Source organism: Streptococcus sp. 11273D007BT, from assembly GCF_053547195.1.
The window spans coordinates 542,318-562,589 of sequence record NZ_JBPWPE010000001.1 but is presented as its reverse complement, the minus strand read 5'-3'; the positions used below and the strand labels follow the sequence as shown (position 1 = coordinate 562,589).

The 20,272-nt window shown below is 38.7% G+C and carries 18 protein-coding genes and 1 tRNA gene; 1 reads left to right on the top strand and 18 read right to left on the bottom strand.

All coding sequences use genetic code 11. The features are described from left to right. Positions 1–17: 17 nt before the first annotated feature. The 14 genes from ACEE75_RS02990 to ACEE75_RS02925 all read right to left on the bottom strand — a co-directional run bounded on the left by ACEE75_RS02990 (position 18) and on the right by ACEE75_RS02925 (position 15,496). Positions 18–2,891, bottom strand: coding sequence for a DUF3427 domain-containing protein (locus ACEE75_RS02990; protein ID WP_449164879.1), 2,874 nt, complete (start codon positions 2,889–2,891; stop codon positions 18–20). A 179-nt stretch (positions 2,892–3,070) separates the two neighbouring features. Then, on the bottom strand, positions 3,071–5,722 hold the full coding sequence (locus tag ACEE75_RS02985; RefSeq protein WP_449164880.1) for a valine--tRNA ligase: 2,652 nt from the start codon (positions 5,720–5,722) through the stop codon (positions 3,071–3,073). After that, positions 5,723–6,766, bottom strand: coding sequence for an EcsC family protein (locus tag ACEE75_RS02980; RefSeq protein WP_354368171.1), 1,044 nt, complete (start codon positions 6,764–6,766; stop codon positions 5,723–5,725). 89 nt (positions 6,767–6,855) lie between these two features. Further along, positions 6,856–7,443 carry a GNAT family N-acetyltransferase gene (locus ACEE75_RS02975; protein WP_354368173.1) on the bottom strand — a complete coding sequence of 196 codons (588 nt, stop codon included), beginning with the start codon at positions 7,441–7,443 and terminating at the stop codon, positions 6,856–6,858. Between the two features lie 310 nt (positions 7,444–7,753). Further along, positions 7,754–8,860, bottom strand: a complete 1,107-nt coding sequence (locus ACEE75_RS02970; RefSeq protein WP_427895673.1) for a hypothetical protein — start codon at positions 8,858–8,860, stop codon at positions 7,754–7,756. Between the two features lie 56 nt (positions 8,861–8,916). Continuing rightward, complete coding sequence (locus ACEE75_RS02965; protein WP_354368177.1) at positions 8,917–9,252, bottom strand: helix-hairpin-helix domain-containing protein; 336 nt, start codon at positions 9,250–9,252, stop codon at positions 8,917–8,919. 29 nt (positions 9,253–9,281) lie between these two features. After that, positions 9,282–9,536 (bottom strand): DUF1912 family protein, encoded by a 255-nt coding sequence (locus tag ACEE75_RS02960; RefSeq protein WP_354368179.1) that lies wholly within the window; start codon positions 9,534–9,536, stop codon positions 9,282–9,284. A 144-nt stretch (positions 9,537–9,680) separates the two neighbouring features. Continuing rightward, positions 9,681–9,751, bottom strand: a tRNA-Thr gene (locus ACEE75_RS02955). Positions 9,752–9,890: 139 nt separating this feature from the next. After that, complete coding sequence (locus ACEE75_RS02950; protein WP_447575191.1) at positions 9,891–10,892, bottom strand: aldose epimerase family protein; 1,002 nt, start codon at positions 10,890–10,892, stop codon at positions 9,891–9,893. A 190-nt stretch (positions 10,893–11,082) separates the two neighbouring features. After that, positions 11,083–11,484, bottom strand: coding sequence for a PTS sugar transporter subunit IIA (locus ACEE75_RS02945; RefSeq protein ID WP_447575189.1), 402 nt, complete (start codon positions 11,482–11,484; stop codon positions 11,083–11,085). Positions 11,485–11,495: 11 nt separating this feature from the next. Then, complete coding sequence (locus ACEE75_RS02940) at positions 11,496–12,326, bottom strand: PTS system mannose/fructose/sorbose family transporter subunit IID (protein ID WP_447575187.1); 831 nt, start codon at positions 12,324–12,326, stop codon at positions 11,496–11,498. Then, a complete protein-coding gene (locus tag ACEE75_RS02935) occupies positions 12,307–13,200 on the bottom strand; it encodes a PTS mannose/fructose/sorbose/N-acetylgalactosamine transporter subunit IIC (RefSeq protein WP_447575185.1) in 894 nt (297 codons plus the stop codon). Before ACEE75_RS02935 ends, ACEE75_RS02940 begins: the two co-directional genes overlap by 20 nt. A 33-nt stretch (positions 13,201–13,233) precedes the next feature. Then, the gene (locus ACEE75_RS02930; protein WP_354368187.1) at positions 13,234–13,713 is read right to left on the bottom strand and encodes a PTS system mannose/fructose/N-acetylgalactosamine-transporter subunit IIB; all 480 of its coding nucleotides are present in this window, start codon (positions 13,711–13,713) and stop codon (positions 13,234–13,236) included. 10 nt (positions 13,714–13,723) lie between these two features. After that, on the bottom strand, positions 13,724–15,496 hold the full coding sequence (locus tag ACEE75_RS02925; protein ID WP_447575183.1) for a glycoside hydrolase family 35 protein: 1,773 nt from the start codon (positions 15,494–15,496) through the stop codon (positions 13,724–13,726). Between the two features lie 161 nt (positions 15,497–15,657). Between ACEE75_RS02925 and ACEE75_RS02920 the strand changes: the two genes are divergently transcribed. Next, the gene (locus ACEE75_RS02920) at positions 15,658–16,365 is read left to right on the top strand and encodes a GntR family transcriptional regulator (protein WP_447575181.1); all 708 of its coding nucleotides are present in this window, start codon (positions 15,658–15,660) and stop codon (positions 16,363–16,365) included. A gap of 310 nt (positions 16,366–16,675) precedes the next feature. Here ACEE75_RS02920 and lacD read toward each other — a convergent pair whose 3' ends face one another. From lacD to ACEE75_RS02900, 4 genes are all read right to left on the bottom strand, one after another. After that, a complete protein-coding gene (lacD, locus tag ACEE75_RS02915; RefSeq protein WP_427895655.1) occupies positions 16,676–17,656 on the bottom strand; it encodes a tagatose-bisphosphate aldolase in 981 nt (326 codons plus the stop codon). A gap of 10 nt (positions 17,657–17,666) precedes the next feature. Next, on the bottom strand, positions 17,667–18,842 hold the full coding sequence (locus tag ACEE75_RS02910; protein WP_447575179.1) for an SIS domain-containing protein: 1,176 nt from the start codon (positions 18,840–18,842) through the stop codon (positions 17,667–17,669). 26 nt (positions 18,843–18,868) lie between these two features. Then, complete coding sequence (locus tag ACEE75_RS02905) at positions 18,869–19,606, bottom strand: GntR family transcriptional regulator (protein ID WP_447575177.1); 738 nt, start codon at positions 19,604–19,606, stop codon at positions 18,869–18,871. 133 nt (positions 19,607–19,739) lie between these two features. After that, positions 19,740–20,267 (bottom strand): adenylate kinase, encoded by a 528-nt coding sequence (locus tag ACEE75_RS02900; protein ID WP_354369797.1) that lies wholly within the window; start codon positions 20,265–20,267, stop codon positions 19,740–19,742. Positions 20,268–20,272 lie beyond the last annotated feature (5 nt).

Here is a 20,272-nt window from a genome sequence, read left to right as displayed (position 1 = left end):
TAACGAATCTCTATTTTTTATTTGTCTGTCAAGTATTTATACAAGTTTGTCTCTACTGGTGAATCCAACTTAAATAACATTTGAACGACTGAGTCCCCAGATTTTATCATTTCACTTGCACTATTTTCAACGTATCTTAGTGGACCAAGATAATAAAATTCTCCACCTTCTGAATCATCTTTTATGACAAAAAGTTCTAGCCTTAATCCATTTTCATTAGAATTGATGATTGTTGATACATCTTTGGATTCCAAAGTGCGTCTATTCTTTGAAAACCACTTCAAAGTTGACTCATTCAGCAGCTCATCCTCGTATTTTATGGTATCACTAATGTCTTCACTTTTATGATAAGTGATGAAGATCGGACAAGAATTGGTTTCCTTGTCGATTTTATATCCACCAATATTTAATGGCGGCTCGTCTTTTAAGACATTCATTAATTTAAGCACATCACGTCGAGTATACTTTTGACCCAGTGTGAAAATTTCAGGGTAATCTTTCGATTTTAAAATTCCAGTTTTAATAACATCCATAAATAATTGAGCAAATTTTTTGTTATTCAACAGCGATTGATGGATTTCTTTATTCAATCTATACATATTTCCATCAAAATTAACTAATGGATCACTACCATATTTCTTCTGCTCTTGTGCTTTTAAAAACGATAAATTCAACACCCTTGTTACAGATTCCAGAGCTTCTGTTCTGAAATCCAAATCGTGCTCAATAATTGTTTCAAACCATTTATCTGATGAAACTATGCCATCATTTTCGACAAGTAACTTCAGCAAATATAGTTCATGTTTTCGTTTTCCATTTAAGATTTCAAACGTAATAAAATTCAAAAATCGCTTTTCAACTTCTGATAGAAGGATTGTTTCTTCTGAAAATTTATTGATGACATCTCCATAATTTTGAAAATTGGAATTTTCAAAAAAGACAAGCGGATCAATGCTATTCAATTTCACAAAATCTGATAGATATGGAATTCTACCCAACTTGTTCTCTAAGTCTTTAAAAGCATCTCGTAAAATTTTAATTGATGAAAGTGTCGTATTTGTGATAGATGAAAAAATTTGTTCTTTGGCAACCTTCTCAAAGTTGATTGTCGTCAATCCTTTTAATATATTTGGCTCTCTGACGTCGCGACGATAATTGTCCTTGTTCATTGATTGGTCACCAAAAAGTGCAACTGGAATTAGATAGTTGTTTTGATAGTTTCCAATAAAATCAATAATCGTAACAAACTCTTTTGAATCGTGCTTCCTTAAGCCTCGTCCTAATTGTTGAATAAAAATGATACTTGATTGGGTGTTACGAAGCATAACAACCTGGTTGACACTTGGAATATCAATTCCCTCATTAAAAATATCAACCGTTAAAATATAGTCTAAGTTCCCATTTTCTAATTCTTGAACAACTCGCTGTCGCTCTTCTTGACTATGTTCTCCTGATAGCGCACGTGTGCGAAGTCCCCTATTATTAAATTGACTTTCTAATTCATTTGCCTCTTTAACAGAAGAACAGAAAATCAACCCCTTAACCACTTCTCCGCTAACTCCGTAGTAAGCGACTTTTTCTAAGATATGATTAACACGCTGGTCTGATACTAAATTCGAAAAAGTGGCTTTCTCACCTATCAATCGGCCATCAATCTTAATGTCTGAAACGCCGTAGTATATAAATGGACAGAGCATATCATTATCAAGTGCCTCTTGTAAGCGAATCTCATAGGCAATATTATAGTCAAAAAGCTCATAAATATTTTGTCCGTCTGTTCGCTCAGGTGTCGCTGTCATCCCTAAATAAAAATCTGGCTGAAAATAATTCATCACTTTTTTATAGGTATCTGCACCCGCTTTATGAACCTCATCAATCAAAATATAGTTAAAGAAAGTTGGAGCAAGTGATTGGAGATTGTCTTCTCTCGAAATGGTTTGAATGGTCGCAAAAATATACCTCTTTTGTGAAATATCCATCCCACTTTTATAAATGCAACCCTCATCATCCTCAAAACCTAACACTTTTTGAAAATCTTTTAATGATTTCTGAAGAATTTGTTCTCGGTGGACAATAAACAACATTTTCTCTGGATTATATTGTTTAACATCAAAAGCAGAAAGATAGGTTTTTCCTGTTCCAGTTGCACTAATGACCAGAGCTTTTTGTGCACCATTTTTCCTAACGGTTGCGAGACCTTCTAGAGCTTGCTCTTGCATCTTGTTGGGGCGTATAGATTCTTGGTAAGGGGCTATTGACTCATCCTGGATCGTTGCTGGTTGTATCACCGTCTTTCTACGAGCCGAATAAGCATTGATTGCTTCTATATCTAAAACGATTGATTTTTCCCAAATACGCTCAAACTCTTCTTTTGCATCCTGAATAAAATCACCATTATGTGTAGATGTCAACTTCACATTCCACTCATAGTTCACTTTTAAAGCCGTATGCGTTAAATTGGAACTACCAGAAATGATAACTTGCTTATCTTTTTGCTCAAACAGATAAAACTTAGCATGCATTTGCAAATTGACTGGTGTTATCCGTATTTGGACATTTTTCAGTTTAAGCAATTCCTTCATCGCTATGGGGTCGTTGAAATCCAGATACGGAGAAATTAAAATTCTCCCTTGTATTCCCTCATCCGCCAAATCTGATAATTGACTTTTAATCAGGGCTAGTCCAGACTGAGTAATAAAAGCCACACTGAAAGCAAAGGATTTAGCCTTGCTTAATTCTTCTTGAATATCATTTAAAACATAACGATGAGTTTCTGTATCATTAATTAAAATTTTAGGCGAATAGACTCCTTCTTGAAAAACCTCTCTATCAATAAAACCATATTGCAAAGAATGAAGAAGGTTATCTTTAAATAATTGGTTATTAGCCATGACTATTTCCTTTGTTGTTAGATAATACTATTATTATAAAAATTCAAAAATATGTAAAGATAGAAAAATACTTCACTAGAAACAAAGTTTCATTATTTTCTATTCTTCCTAACATTATCTCAGCTAACACTTAAACAAAAACCCAGCCTTTTTGGGCTGGGTATTTTATCCTATTCTACCTACTTAACCAATTTCTTCATCTCTTCAATCCGTCCTACTGTCGCATCATACTTAGCTTGGTAGTCGGCTTGTTTTTCTTTTTCTTTTTCAACGACTTCTGGTTTGGCGTTGGCGACGAAGCGTTCGTTGCCGAGTTTTTTGCCAACCATGTCTAGTTCTTTTTGCCACTTGGCCAATTCTTTATCAAGGCGGGCTAATTCTTCTTCAACATTGAGCAAGTCTGCTAGTGGCAAGAAGATTTCAGCTCCTGTAATCACGGCTGACATGGCCAATTCTGGCGCTGTCAAATCAGCTGAGATTTCCAAGGTTTCTGGATTGGTGAAGCGTTTGATGTAGTTGACATTTGACGTGAAGAAGCTTTCCAATTCAGCGTCACTTGTTTTCACCAAGATAGTGATTGGTTTTGATGGTGCTACGTTAACCTCTGCACGCGCATTACGAACGGCACGAATCAAGTCTTTCAAGCTCTCTACACCCTTATGAGCGTCAGCATTCTCAAATACTTCATTGACCACAGGGTAGTCAGCTGTTACGATTGATCCTTCAGCATACTGAGCGAAGATTTCTTCCGTCACAAACGGCATGATTGGGTGGAGAAGGCGAAGGATTTGGTCCAGCGTGTAGAGAAGGACAGAGCGGGTCATGACTTTCTCAGCCTCGTTGTCGCTGTAAAGCACTTCCTTGGTCAGCTCGACATACCAGTTGGCGAACTCTTCCCAGATGAAGTTGTAGAGAATGTGACCAGCCACACCAAACTCGAACTTGTCAAAGTTTTCAGTGACCTTGGCAATGGTTTCGTTTAGGTTGTGGAGAATCCAGCGATCCGTCACATTACCAGCCTCACCTGCTGCGACTTTAGCGACATTCTCACGCGCTGCATCCAAGGTCAACCCTTCATTGTTCATGAGGATATAGCGGGAAATGTTCCAAATCTTGTTAATGAAGTTCCAAGACGCGTCCATCTTCTCATAAGAGAAGCGAACATCTTGACCAGGAGCAGAGCCGTTTGACAGGAACCAACGCAAAGCGTCCGCACCGTATTTCTCGATGACATCCATTGGGTCGATCCCGTTTCCGAGTGACTTAGACATCTTGCGACCTTCTTCGTCACGGATCAAACCGTGGATCAGCACGTTCTTGAATGGCTGACGGCCTGTGAACTCAAGCGATTGGAAAATCATACGAGACACCCAGAAGAAGATGATGTCATAGCCCGTTACCAAGGTTGAGGTTGGGAAGTAACGCTTAAAGTCCGCCGCATTTTCGTCAGGCCAGCCCATGGTTGAGAATGGCCAAAGGGCAGAGCTGAACCAGGTATCTAGGACATCCTCATCCTGTACCCAACCGTCACCTGCTGGAGCCTCTTCTCCGACGTACATTTCGCCAGATTCGTTATACCATGCTGGAATCTGATGCCCCCACCAAAGCTGACGCGAGATAACCCAGTCGTGTACATTTTCCATCCATTGGAGGAAGGTATCGTTGAAACGTGGTGGATAAAATTCTACCTTATCATCTGTGTCTTGGTTGGCAATAGCATTCTTAGCCAGTTGGTCCATTTTAACAAACCATTGAGTTGACAAACGTGGCTCGACTACCACACCTGTACGCTCCGAGTGACCGACTGAATGCACACGGTTTTCGATTTCGACAAGGGCACCCAGTTCTTGCAACTTCGCAACGGTTGCTTTACGGGCTTCAAAGCGGTCCATACCTGCAAATTCGCCTGCCAATTCGTTCATGGTACCGTCATCGTTCATAACGTTGACTTGTGGCAGATTGTGGCGTTGACCTACGAGGAAGTCATTTGGATCGTGGGCAGGCGTGATTTTCACGACCCCAGTACCAAATTCAGGATCTGCGTGCTCATCCGCAACGATTGGGATTGGCTTGTTAACGATTGGCAGGATAACGTTTTTGCCAATCAAGTCCTTGTAACGTGGGTCTTCTGGGTTAACCGCAACCGCAACGTCACCGAACATGGTTTCAGGACGAGTTGTCGCAACTTGAAGGGCACGAGAACCGTCTTCCAACATGTAATTCATGTGATAGAAAGCACCTTCGACGTCCTTGTGGATAACTTCTATGTCAGAAAGAGCTGTACGAGCTGCAGGGTCCCAGTTGATGATAAATTCGCCACGGTAGATCCAGCCTTTTTTGTAGAGTTCTACAAAGACCTTGCGAACAGCTTTCGACAACCCTTCGTCCAGCGTGAAGCGGTCACGTTGGTAGTCCAAAGACAGCCCCAACTTGCCCCATTGCTCTTTAATAGTCGCTGCGTACTCATCCTTCCATTCCCAAACTTTGTCGAGGAATTTTTCACGACCAAGATCATAACGGGTCACACCTTGCTCACGCAAGCGCTCCTCCACCTTAGCTTGAGTGGCAATCCCCGCATGGTCCATACCTGGAAGCCAGAGAGTGTCAAAGCCTTGCATGCGTTTTTGGCGGATAATGATGTCTTGAAGGGTGGTATCCCAAGCGTGTCCCAAGTGCAACTTACCAGTTACGTTTGGCGGTGGAATAACGATAGAATAAGGCTTAGCCTCCGCATCGCCTGACGGCTTAAAAACATCTTGGTCCAACCAAGTTTGATAACGACCAGCCTCAACAGAGGCTGGATTGTATTTTGGTGATAATTCTTTTGACATTTATTTTTCTCCTTTAGATTCACTTTCTGTGAATTCTGCATCGATAATTATTGTGGTATCTTTATTTTTTAGTAATTCTATACGGTACTCTTTTTCAGCTAGGAAGCGTTTTTGATAAAAAACATCTGCAAACTCTAGAACAGAACGCATTTGAGCAGTATCAATCAATGCCCCTATCCCTGCTGAAATAACAGGAATACTGCGTTCTATAGTTTTTTGAGTCAGTTTTTTTCCAATCAGCTCAAATGATTCTCTAAACAAGGTATTTTCTAGTCCTTTTTGACCTGCTTTTTCTACTGCTTTCTGTGCTGATTTGTGAGCCAATGCTCTCAGTTGAGTCAAAAATAATGGTATTCCACCACGAGCAGCCATATCAGACCAAGTTTTTCTAGTAGTCTGTTGAATGATAGTAGCCTTACTCATTATCATAATTTTAGCAATAGCAGTTGAAAGCTCGTCAGTCCCACCTTTAACTGAGGGACTCATCGCATCAGTATAAACCTTACTTGCAATTACCAACTCATCAGGATCATTGATAACATCATATCCGTAATGTAGTGCTATAGACTGTACAGCACGGAAGTATAAAAACGTACTTAAAGCTAGATTAAATGGAATACCCGCAAAACCAAGTGCTCCTGTAGCAGCTCCTTGTACCCCTGCAGCTAATAAATCTTGAACTTTATAATCACTAACAACTTTAGCAATCTGGTAGCTTCTTAATAGGACGATTTCTTCAAAAGACTCGACACCCTTGTATTTTTTAACAACTTCCTTTTTGCTAATGGAATACTTTGCAGCTTGTTTTTCAATTTCATGGAAACCTTGACCTAACAGTTCCAAAACCTTGATATATAATTCTTGTTCTGAAATATTTTGTCCAATTCCACCTACAAAGTTTTTTATTTCCTGAGGAACTAATTTACCTAATTCATTTCCAAACTTCATCAAATGATTAGGCTCAACTAACTTCTTATAACGATTAGATAAGGTATCAATTGCCTCTAACTCTTTTGTATCTCTAATTGGTTGTTGTACTTCCATTTTGAGTCCTCTCTATTTTAAATTCACCCCACCAACTCAACCTTAATCCGACCTGGTTCTTCTGGATAAAAGTTCTCATTTTTCTAGTTTTATCTTGACTCTTTCATCTTCTCCCACTCACTTTTTAGCAGACCGTATCGTAAATCATGACAGCGATTGCCTTGAATATCTCTTCGATCACGAATGCTAGCTTCCAGAGTAAAACCGAGTTTTTCAGCGATACGTCTGCTTTGTCTATTGTAGTCATAGCAAACAATTTCGACTTTATGAAGGTTAAGAAGTGTAAATCCAACCTCAATTAATGCCTCTACAGCTTCTGCCATGATGCCTTTCCCCCAATAATCTGGATGGAGCATGTAGCCAATTTCAAAGACATCATCTTCATGACGGTGATTGAAATCGCAAGAGCCAATAATGCGGTCGTTCCCCTTGACTGTTATACCATAGCCTGATGGCAGATTTTCTTTCTCAAGATTTTGGTAGTAGTGATTTTCAAAATAATCATACTCGTCTTCCAAGGTTGCAATGAGTGGCAGACCAGCTGGATAAGCCACATTTTCTAAGCTAACGTAAGCAAACATATCTGGCACATCATCTATCGTCCGCTGACGCAAGATGAGACGTTCCGTCTCCACAGCTGGTAACATATTATCTTTTAGTTCTCCAATGACTTTCATCCTTATCTCCTTACTATAATACTCATAAAGCATCAAAAATCCCCGTCTAGACTTGCTAGACAGGGACGAAGTTGATTTCCGCGGTACCACCCTTGTTCAGATAGATTATCTGCACTTTATCTATTCGATTCAAAACATCAGCAACCAGTTTTGACATTTGTGCGGATTTCTCAGTACCACCGCTTCCTGTGACAAATGGAGTCCAAAACACCTCTGAATGCTATTATTGTAGCAAATAAGACAGGCAAGTGCAAGAAATTTACTGGATTTCTCAAACTCTCTCACCTGCTTTAAACCAATCTGTTGGCCCTTACTCTATCAGACCACCAAAGTCCTTTATCAGCAAACCTGTTGCTGTTTTTTCAAAAACGTAATGTCGATTGGAGTGACCTGTTGCTGGTGAACGACCATCAGTATAAGAAGTGATAGTGGTATAGGAAATATCGCAAGTGACTGTATTTCCTGATACTTGAATATTGGAGATACTATCGGTTGTGGAGTCATAACGCGCAATCCCCTCATTTGCTGAATCATTGACCACCCAATCAACTGTAATACGATGACTTTCAGATCCCTTTACAAAATTATCAGCAATCGCATCTGTACGCGTTGCCAATGAGCGATTGATATCCTTACGGTACTGATTTACCCGCTCTTTAATCTGAGCCTGCACGCCTTCTACTGATGCATCTTGCTTGTCACTTTTTTCATCAGCCCTGTAATAAAATGAACCATACATTTCAGACATCACAAGAACACGATCCTTAGTTGTATCATCCTGATTTGAAATCTGTGCACCAGCTAAATCAATGGTTGGAGTGCCAGCAGGAAAAAAGAAGTAAGCCATGCGACTGGTTCTCACACCAGTTTCTGTTACGATGTATTCAACATAACCATCTTCATGTTGCATAACCTCCACATCACCCACCAGCTTATCCGTCAACTTCAGAGTATCTTGACCATTAGTCCACTCCCCCTGAACACTCCTTAAATCTCTCTTATAAAGCGCTTCTATATCCATTTTATTGGATGTCGTTTCTGTGGTTTTAGCAGTTGTTGAAGTAGAGCTTGAACTTGAAGTGGAACTTGTGGACGTGGCTTTAGCGGTTGTTGAAGCAGAGCTTGAACGTGAAGTGGAGCTTGTGGAGGTAGTTTTTGAGGTACTTGTTGCTTCTTTCTGTTTTGAAGGGGTTACCTTGACAACCTTTACTTGCTCAGCATCTTGCAAAGCCTGCTTCAAACAAAAGCCACCTACTCCCAAAACAGCTATCCCAAGTCCTAAAAAAAGGCGTTTAGACAATAGGTTACGAGAGGTTACTTCCACACGTCCCTCTTGAATAGCTTGATGCAATTCAGCTGGAGAGGGTTTGCGCCCATGAACTTTTTTAAATTGTTTGATAAAGTCTTGTTGATTCATGTCTTGTCCATTAATTATCCAGTATTATTGTTAAGTGATTTTAGGGACGGTGTTTCTTAGGCTTTAAAGTCAATCCCTTTTTCTTTTAACTGTTTAATAGTTGCTGGACCAATCCCTTTTAAAGCTAGCAACTCTTTTTCAGTCCAAGTTGCAAATGCTTCTAAAGAAGTAATTCCTTCTTCATAAAACGTTTTCAAACGTGCTTCTGGCAGACCTGCTAGTTCTTTGATGTTAGAGAAAGCTTCAAAACTTGTAGTAATCGTAGAAGCTACTTTTTGAGGTGCTTCTTCAACTGCCTTCACCACGCGCTCAATCTTCTGACCTGCTTTTCTTCTAAGATCTGCTGCTTCTTTTCGTAATGCTTTTTTACGGTTTACTGTTTTCTTAGCCATTATAATCCTAAATTCTCTCTTTCTGGTTTTTAATAGGGACGGGTTCCAAATAAATCATCTGGTAAATCATGAAAACTTTTGCCATCATGATAATTGGCAAACTTAGTGGTTAGAAACTGATAAGCATCCAGACGACTTTCATAACGAATAACAGCCTCTTTGGCACGCTCATCTTGACTTTCTTCCCACACAGCCTGACTTTGTTCCATGGCCATTTTATTGATCATGACCTGTTGGCTTACCCATTCTTCAAACTCTTTTAAAAACTCTTGTTCGTAAGACACACTTTTCTCCTCTTCTCACAAGTTACAATCTTACTTATTATAGCTCAAAAAAGCCTAGACTTCAAGGATATTGCCAGTATTTCTTCAAAGCTAATCTATTTAAAATAAAAAAACCTAAACGATAGGTTTCTCTCTGTTTCTTGATGCCACCACCGAGAATTGAACTCGGAACTGAGCATTACCATTGCTCTATTATACCATTTAACTATAGCGGCTACCTTTTTATATTACTATAGTTTTTTATAAAATGCAAGAACATTTTTACTCTCACTTCAAAACAATAGACTGTGCCCCATCCTGATCTTTTCCTGTCAGTCACATGATCAAGATTTCGGTCACAGTCTTTTATAATCCTTAAAAGTCAAAATGATAAGTGGTCTGACTAGAATAAAGCCTGTTAGCTTCAAGTAAAATATGACCAAACTGTTTTTCTTTTACTGTGTTAGGGACAGCTTGAGCCTCTAAACTAAAAGCAGAATGCTTCTCCTTGTTTTTGCCATGGTTATAGGTATAAATCACCACTGCAGGTTGATCTGTTGTCATGGTTAAGCAAATTTTCTCATCAGGACTCTTAACCTGGACTGGCACATCATAATCTGCCAATAACCAAGCATGATCATACCCCCCTACCATTTTAACTTGTGGATGACATGAATGAAAACCAGAAGCAAATTCCTGATAATCTCTAAAATCAAATGGACTATAGAGAACTGGTAACAATTCTCCTGTTGGCAAATGATCCTCTCCTAATTTGGCTACATAATCAGAAGCAATTTTAACCAGATGATGTTCGACAGAATGATTAAAATGGCCTGTTAGATTAAAATAAACGTGATTGGTCGGATTAAAATAAGTATCCTCTGTGGATTTTGCTTCGTAGGTAATCCTTAAAGTATCGTCCTCATCCAAATGATAAGTAATCATCACCCAAAGCTTTCCTGGAAATCCCTTATAGTTTTCCTCGAAATTGTGACTAAAACTCACACTATTATCCACAGTATTGATAAAATAATCCCAATAAATCACCTCATAACTATTTCTTCCTCCATGAAGCGTGTTTTGCCCATCATTTTGGTCTAAATAATAGTTTTTTTCCGACAACTCAACAAAACCATCTCTAATACGACCTGCAACAGGACCGATACTAGCCCCAATATAACTATCATGTTCCTTATAAGCTTCATCAGAAGAGTAACTTTTAATAACCTGTCGCTCCCCATCTTCTAAAGGAAGGGTTATTCCAACCAAACGAGCACCAAAATTACTAAGACTGACCGTCATCCCTCTACTATTTTTTAAGATCAATAACTTGGCTCTTTGTGAACCAAATGGTTTTACTTTAATTATCTTATCCATCGCTCCTCACCTCAATAAAAGGAGTGGAAAAATGTTAAAAATCACTTTATCTCACCCCTTTATCACTATAAGCAACCTGATTTTTCAAAAAAAGTAACTATCTTAACATCCACTAAATAATACTCTTTAGACCTCATCGCTCCCTACTTTACCACTTAAATGGAAGTAGCTAGATCGCTCCAGCTACTTCTCACTCATCATCCTCATCAGCGACTAATAATAAATCGTTGACACGTTTGATGTTGCTGGTTCCATATTGAATAAGATCGACCTCTTGATCTAGTAGTATTCCGTTTAAAAAACCAATAACCATCGGCATGTTCATCCCGACATAGAAATCAAAATTGCCCCCTTCAAGTAAGAGTTTTGAGACAACATTTGCTGGAGTTCCACCTAGCAAATCTGCCATGACGATAAACTGATCAAAATCTTTTGTCAATGCTTCAAATTTTTTTCTAAAATCATCAGGACCTTCTTCTGGCAAAAGAGCTAGTGCGTGAACTTGATTTTGTGGTCCCATAATCATTTCCGTACTCTCTTTTAAGGCTTCACAAAACCGACCATGACTGATCAAAACCAATTGCTTTGTCATATGTCACACTCCTATACTCCTAAAATAGGAACTTTTAGCCACCAAGATAGGAAGGATACTCCTACGGCTATTGCAATCACAATAAAGATCGCTTTAGTAGAAGTCATTCCTTTTTTACCAAGTAACCAGTAAATAAAGCCTGCAAAAAGAGCTGCTACTAGACGTGGGAAGATTTTATCCAGTGTTTCTTGAAGATTAAACACAACACCACCAAAATCTTGTGCATAAGTAAATTTAAAGTTAATCATGGTAGCAATCAAAGCGCCGACCATAAAGACCCCAAGAACAGATGCGGCATCTGTTAAAGCTGTCAAACGGTGCTGCATGGTTGTCACCAAGCTTACCCCTTCTTTATAGGCAAACTCTAATTGTTTCCAACGGAAAATATCATAAGCTACAGCCACTAAAATCCAAAGGAATATCCCAATCGGATTACCATCTGTTGTTGCAAGACCAGCAGCCAAACCACCCATGATGGCAGGAATAGTTGATCCAAAAATAGAATCCCCAATCGCAGCAAATGGTCCCATCAAACCAGTCTTAATACCTGTGACAGCCTCTTTTGATTTTGTGCCTTCACTTTCTTCAAGAGCCAAGTCAATCCCTGTCACAATAGTATGGAAAAATGGCGAAGTATTAAAGAACTGAGTATGTAGGCGCATCATTTCTTGCAGCTCAGGAGTGCCATCTCCGTACATTTTTCTTAACTGTGGCAAAATCATATACAGATATCCTGAAGCTTGCATCCGTTCGTAGTTCCAGCCCCACTGGAAGGTGAAGAGACTACGGCGATTGATTTGATTAAAATCTGCTTTTGTTAATTTATAGTTCGTCATCTTCAATTTCCCCACTTTCTGACTGATTTGTTACAGTTGCCACAGTTGGTACATTGATTGCATTTTTATAACTAATAGCTGCTAGAGCAAAACCGATAACAGCAATTCCAATCATTGGAAGACCATTAAATTGAGCACCATCCAAAGCTTTTGCGATGTCTGCTACCACACCGACACCACCTGCTAAGGTTGTCACATAACCAAATAAGGTTGTCAGCATAGCTGTGATGGTAAATCCAAGCGCCAAGTAAGCCATGTTTTTCTTAACTGGAAGATAACGTAGTAAAATAGCAAAACCAACACCTGGAAGCATTTTACCAGCTAAAATCAATCCATCTGCTAACCATTGTGCATTGTTAGCAATCCAATCAGACAAGGTTTTAACGGCATCCCCACCTAAAGTAAGGGCCAAAAATACAGGAAAGGCACGAGATAAAGCCCAAGGAATAGCTCCCAAAAGGTAGTCACGTTCAATACCTTTATAGTTAAAGTTTTCAACATGTTTATCAATACGGTGTGCAAAATAAGTTGTTGAGAAGCGACCTAGAACATCTGTATAAACCATCAAAGCTGCAACAGGGACCGCAATGGCAGAAATAGCCAATTCTCTATCCATTCCAGTTGCAACAGAGAAGGCAGTCGCAAGAAGAGCACCCGATGTCGCATCAATACGTGATGCGCCACCAAAGGTCCCTACACCAAGAACAACCAGTTGCAAAGCACCACCGATATAAAGACCTGTTTTTAAATCTCCCATAATTAAGCCGGTAATAAAACCTGCAAATACTGGAGAACCCGCTGACGATACAATAGTCAACTCATCCAAGATTTGATAAGCAGAGTAGAGCGTCAGCAATAAAATTTGCCACCATTGAATCATGATTTTCTCCTCCTCACACTATAAGATTTTGGATTATTTTCTAAGTAAAGGCATAAATTCCTCAACGGCATCACTTGGTACCATTTGAGCAATTAAATGAATTCCTTGTTTGTTAAGAGCCTCAAAAACTTCTATATCACGATCAACAACATTGATTGAACGTGTGATTGATCTGGTTTCTTCTGTCTGTGACATATTTCCTACATTGATTTCACTTAATGGCACACCATACTCAATCAAACGAAGGAAACGATCTGGTTTTCTAGCCACAATTAACAAACGCTGTGAATCATATTTTCCTGCTAAAATATTTTGCGCTGCTTTTTCCACAGGAAGCACACTCAATTTCACACCCGCTGGCGTCGCTAATTTCAACCCACTTTTTTCAATGTCATTTTGAGCGACCTCATCATCAATCACCATGATACGACTAATTTGTAGTTTGGTTGTCCACAAATTTGCCACCTGACCATGAATCAGACGCCCATCAATACGTGCACCAATGATTGTCATAATGATCCCCTCACATCTCTTTATAAATTGGAGTTTTTACAAAATCAATCGCCTCTGCATATCGCCCTTCTGTCTCAAAAATCAGAACCGTATTAGCCCCTTTCCTAAAGAATTCTTTTGGAATATATAAGGATAAGGTAGGACCAATATCCCAAAAACGACCAATCAGATGATGATTTACCATCACACAGCCTTTTCCAAATTGTGATACATCTAGATAAGTGGCTGAAGGCTCATCTAGATTAACCTGATAGCGATAAAGTCCTGCTACACCTTTTTTCCACTCTTTTGAAAAATCTAAATCTTTCCATTTTGAAAAATCTAAACCATAGTGTGTCCAATTGGTCACAAAATGCAAGTCCGCCATCATTCCCCGTCCTAGTCCTTTTCTTTGACTAGGTGCCAGCAACTTATGACCATAATTCACTCGCCCCATATTTTCAACTAAAATTTGGATACTTAGGGTATCCAACAAAAGAGGAACCTCTATATCTCCACCAATTTCTTCTTGGTATTGTGTTGCCATTAGTTGACCATCTAAGTAGAGGTGAATTCGGTCTCTCGCATCAATAATTCTTAGTCGCTCCTCCTCCTTATCTTTTTTGATAGTGGTCTCATAAAGGATATACCCTTCATTTTGACCTAAATCTTCCATGTTTTGAGGGTAAAGACAATTGATCTGATAGCTTGCCAACTGATCTAAATTGTCCAACAAGGACATCTTGTCCTCTAAAGCAATCCCTTTTTTCTCCATAAAAGATTTTGTAAGTGGTTTATCAAACCATAAATTTGGATAACGTGCTTTCAAGGCCTCCTGTAAGGCAAAATATTTGGCCGTAGGATTGCCTGATTCATCCAATAGCGCATCATAATCATAAGAAGTAATTTGCGGTAAATCCGTCTGTCCCCTAGCAGAACAACCATTTTTAAAGCCGAAATTAGTACCACCATGAAACATATAGAGGTTAATCGATCCAAGTTCTATCGCTTCCATGACAGCCTCAACCAGCTCTTTAGGATTTCGTCTGACAACTTCTTGCCCCCAGCGATTAAACCAGCCATCCCAAAATTCCATACACATCAAGGGCCATGTTTTCCCATTTTCATCAAAAAATGCTTGCATTTGGGCAAAATTTTCTTGGGCACTGGAGCCAAAATTCCCAGTCACCAAAATATCATCTTCAATTAAACTTCCTGCCCTTAAGGTAGCTCGCCAAGGGCCATCTGATGTAAACAGCGGCTGACTTATCCCACCTTCAAGCATCAAATCCCTAACCTTTCTTAGATAAACTTTATCTTCCCCATAGGAGCCATACTCATTTTCTATTTGAAACATCAAAATATTACCACCATTATCTAACTGGTGTTTCACGAGCTTTGGCAGTAAAAAATCATAATATCTTGCTAGATAGGTTAAAAATTTTTCATCTGACGAACGAATCCGTATGTTTTTAGTCAAAAGCCAAGCTGGTAAACCGCCAAACTCCCATTCTGCACAAATATAAGGAGAAGGGCGTATAATGGCATATAAACCTAACTCTTGAGCTAAATCCAAGAAAGCCTCAAAATCTTTTTCACCACTGGCATCAAATATCCCTTCTTTCTCTTCATGAAAATTCCAAGGAATATAAGTTTCAACAGTATTAAAGCCTAAAGCTTTTAAATTATATAAGGAAGCATACCAATCAGCAGGAGGTACCCTAAAATAATGGATACTACCTGATAATATTTTAAAGGCCTTCCCATCTAATAAAAATTGATCTCTAACTTCAAATCGAGGCATAGTGACCTCCTTAAATAAAGTTAATTTGAAAACGTTTTCTTTTTATATTGATATATTAACATATTTTAATGGTTATATCAAGTTTTTAAGTGCAGTTTCTCAAAAAATTTAGTATAATAAATGATGAAATAAGCAGCCTATTTAATTGAAAGGAGGTCATTATGGCAGAACCCAAATATCAAAAAATCAAAAATGATCTTCGCCAACAGATTATTTCTGGAAAATTTGAAAACGGAGATAAGTTTTATACTGAAGCAGAGCTAGTTGACATCTATGGCGTCAGCTCAATCACTGTTATCCGTGCCATCAAAGAACTGGTCTCAGATGGTTACCTTGTGCGAAAACAAGGTAAAGGAACCTTCATCTCTCGTGCTAGAAAAGGAAAGTTAGTAGAGTTTTCAGACATGGAGCTCTTTCCTATTGAAACCGATACAGTCACTGTCTTATCCATTCAAAAAGGAAATGACGCTGAATACTTAGAAAAGCTTGGGCTACCAAAAACAGAGTATTATTATAAAATTATCCGCCTACGCTATGCAGATGGCTCCCCTTACCTTTACCACCAATCCTATATTCCAAGATATTATATTCTAAACCCAGAGGCTGATCTTCAACATTTCAAGTCTATTTATCAACGCTTTAAACTAGATTTTAATATCCATATGTCCGAAGAGCCCTTTATTGAAACTAACCAAGTTGTCATACCTAGCCCAAAACCTGTTCAAGAAGCACTCAATTTATCCCCAACAGAAGCGAGTATCCTTCAAATCAAAAAAACACAATCATCTGTTACTCAAAGCATCCTTGAATACACAGAAACCTACAAACACTGGAAATATTATAAATTTGAAATTAAAGCAAACAGCTAAAAGAGGTTGGACCATCAGTCCAACCTCTTTATTTAGAATTCCTAATAACATCTTGACACAGTAGTTAACCTAGTGGACTGTTAGATAGGATTTGTAAAGCCAATATCCTCAGTTCGTGTTTTACACTTCAAATCTACCTTAGCTACTGTTGCGAACAGAGAGAGGTCAAACCGTCAGAGTAAGGACTGTTTGAGCCAGGAAATAAAATAAGTCAAAGTAGCCTAGTAGAGGATTTTAGCACGAACTTACATGTTGGGAAGTAAGGTGATTAACCAATCGAGGTCTTCCCACTCCCTTAGCTATCTCACTATCAACTTAACTTATTCCACCAAGGATGTGCGGTTTCGACTAGCACCTCATTAAGAGCATTTATGTTAGATTTTCCTTGTTGTCTTAACCACTCTCTTGTCGCAAGCACACCATTTTGAACAAATGGTTCCACAGCATCCTTCCAAGTAGCCCGACCACACAAGACACCATTAAACTGAGAACCTGATGCGTGAGCAAGCCTTAGAGTGTCTTGGAAAAGTTGAGCTGAGACTCCTGCACTTAAAAAGATAAATGGCAAATGGGTCGCATCTGACTGTTCTTTAAAATAAGCCATAGCTTCTGATTTTGTATAGACCACTTCTTCTCCGAAACCTTCCACATAGCGCATATCAACAGGAACTTCCACTTTTAACACATCCACTTTGTAATCAGCTTTTGAAAATTCTTTCATCATTTTAATGACTTTTCTTGGCTTATCAGCTGCAAATTCCTTAGATTGCTTATCTGATCCCTTTGCATCGTAAGATAATAATTCCAAGAAAAATGGCATATTTTCTGCCGCACATTCGCTCCCTAATCGCTCAACAAAGATATGTTTCACATTATTCACATAAGGATCATCATCAATATCATAGTAGAGCAAAAATTTGATAGCATCTGCACCTTGTTCCTTCAGATGAAGAACGGACCACTCTGGTAATAAATCTGGTAAACGACCTGGGCGGCTAGTATCATATCCTGTTTTTTCATAAGCTAGCAAAAGCCCAGCTTCTTTATCTCTGATGTTTGCTGCATCTAATCCATACTCAGGATCTAACAAAATAGAGGATGCATACGGTGTTAATTCTTCTGACACTAATCCTTTAAACTCTGATATGACTTCCTTACTCGGTTGATACCCAAATTGTTCAAACATTTTTTTCAAAGCCCCTCTTTGATCAATAGCCAGGGCTGAAATAATACCATCTTGTCGTGACACTGCCTCTAAACGTTGACGTTTTTCTTCACTTAATGTCCACATAAGCTACTCCTTATCTTCCATAGGGATGAATTCGAACACCTTTAACCACACGATTAACCGTACCGCTTACAGATGGCGTATCTGGTTTATTTTTTACTTTAATGGCACTTAACAGAGCAATAATCTGTGCAACCATAATACTAGGAAAGGCTAGATAAGCATCTCTTAACAGCGGCTCACTTCCTAAGTTAATCATTTGCCCAGAAAAATTTTTCTTCCCTTGTTGACCAATCGCTATCACCGATTTCGCGATATGATCTGCAGCAACTTCTTCTAAAATATCTAAATCATAATCTCTAGTATAAGTGTTATTATTTAAAAAACCAAACACCAAGGTTTTATCCGTAATAAAGGACTTGGGACCATGACGAAAGCCCATTGAAGAGTCAAAAATAGTTGCGACCTGACCAGCTGTCAACTCTAAAATTTTTAATTGTGCTTCTCTGGTTAAAAGAGAAAAACTTCCTGATCCAAGATAAACCAGTCGGTCAAATGTTCCATCTAATAAATCATTTATCTGTCTAACCTTATCCAAAACACCTCGTCCCATAGCAGACAAAACCGACACGAGAGATTCTTTTTCAGATAAATGATAACTTTGATCAAAAATCAACAAAGCCATTAACATCATACAGGTAAACGACCCTGTCATTGCAAAGCCAGCATCATTTGATTTTTCTGGCATTAAAAGTAACAGATTTTTTTCATCATCCACCGATTGCTTAGCCAACTCTCCATCTTGAGCACAAGTAATCGTTAGCTGATACAAATTAGGAACAATTGTTCGAGCTAAGTCCACTGCTGCTAAGCTTTCTGGGCTATTTCCACTTCGAGCAAAAGAAACCAGGAGCAAAACTTCATCCGAAAATAAATGATAATCTGGCGCAGAAACAAGCTCCGTTGTTCCAATACTCTCAAAGTCAAAATGTTTTCGGTCTCCAAATTTTCTAAGATAAGCAAAAATACTATCTCCAACATACTGAGATGTTCCCGCTCCTGTAAACAGTACACGAACTTTCTTACCATCTGATTGACAGATAACTTTTTCTAAAAACTGCTCAATCATTTGTTTTTTCTGTTGAAAAATAGTTAAAGTCTCCAACCACAATTCTGGCTGCTGACTAATTTCACGGGTGGTCACCTCAGCTCCTAAGCTAACGAGTTCTTCTTTTGACATCTGTAACATAAGCTACCTCCTAATAGGATAAAAAGCTAAGTCTTATCCCCTTGCCTTAAATGACTAATACGATAACGAAACTGATCTGCACGCGCAATACTAAAAGTGTATTCTATTAGTTGATTTTTATCCGTATAGGTCTTTCGTTGAAGATGAAGAACAGCTGATCCTAACGGAATCTTAAGCAAATCAGATTCCATCTCCATCGCTACACTGGCATAAAACTCCTCCTCAGCCACTCTAATCGTTTGCTTAAAATCTTCTGCAAAAATATCATATAAGGGCTTTTTCTCCAACATGCTTCTCGTTAAAGTTGAAAATTCCTTGTAAGGAAGGTAAGAGCGCTCTAGCATCATCTCAAGACCATCTGCCAAGCGTAGTCTTTCTAACTCCCAAGCTTCTTCTCCAACTTCCATACCCATATCCTTAGCTAAATACGTATCTAGCTGTATTTTTCGAAAAGATAAAATCTTCGTTTGAGGATCTTTACCGATTCGTTTCATTTGCTCCGTAAAACTATAGGCTGTGGATAAATCACATGCAGGTTCTACAATCTCTGATACAAATGTTCCCTTTCCTTGTTTTTTATAAATCACTCCTCGCTTCTCTAAGTCTTGCAAAGCTAAGCGAACTGTCATTCGACTCACATCATAGGCTTGGATCAATTCCCGTTCACTTTGCAATTTCTGATTAGGGGACATGGTCTCTCTAATTTTTGTCTCTAACGCTTTGACCAATTGGAGATAAAGCGGTATTTTTTTTACTTTTTCCATCCTATCACTTCTTTCAACTGGTTATAACCACATATAGTATATTATAATATTGAATTTTAGTCAAGAAAATAACCGTTTCCACTCCAACTAAAAAAGCTTATCCCAAAGGATAAACTTCAAAAATCTATCATGACTATTCTTTATATCCTTGCAGTTGGTGTAAAAAATTCACCTTATCTCTTTGGCTTTTTAAAATCCATACGTGACCAGAAAAATTTTCTAACAAGCTCTCTACCCTGGCATCATGTTTACGAGCATAGGTCCAAACAAAATACAAAAAATCCAAATACTCTTTATCCCAATGCTCCTGAAACTCTTCTGGCATCTCAGGCCTACTCGCTCTGTTCTTCCTAAAATCAAACGAGCGTTTCAAAACACGATAGAGGGTTATCATAGGTGAGGACTTTAGCCAAACCACAGTATCTGCTTCTTTAAAACGTAGCTCCAAACTATCCCCATAGTTTCCATCAATGATCCATTCTTCATGGCTCCTCATAAACTCTAACATAGCTCTTTTGAGTTGTTCTCTTGCCTCTTTTTCATCGCTGATTTTATGAAAAATACTATCTAAATGAAGTAAAGGCAAGTCTCTGATTTCCTGGATCTGTCTAGCCAGACTTGTCTTACCTGTTCCTGGACTTCCAATAATCATCAGTTTCATCTATC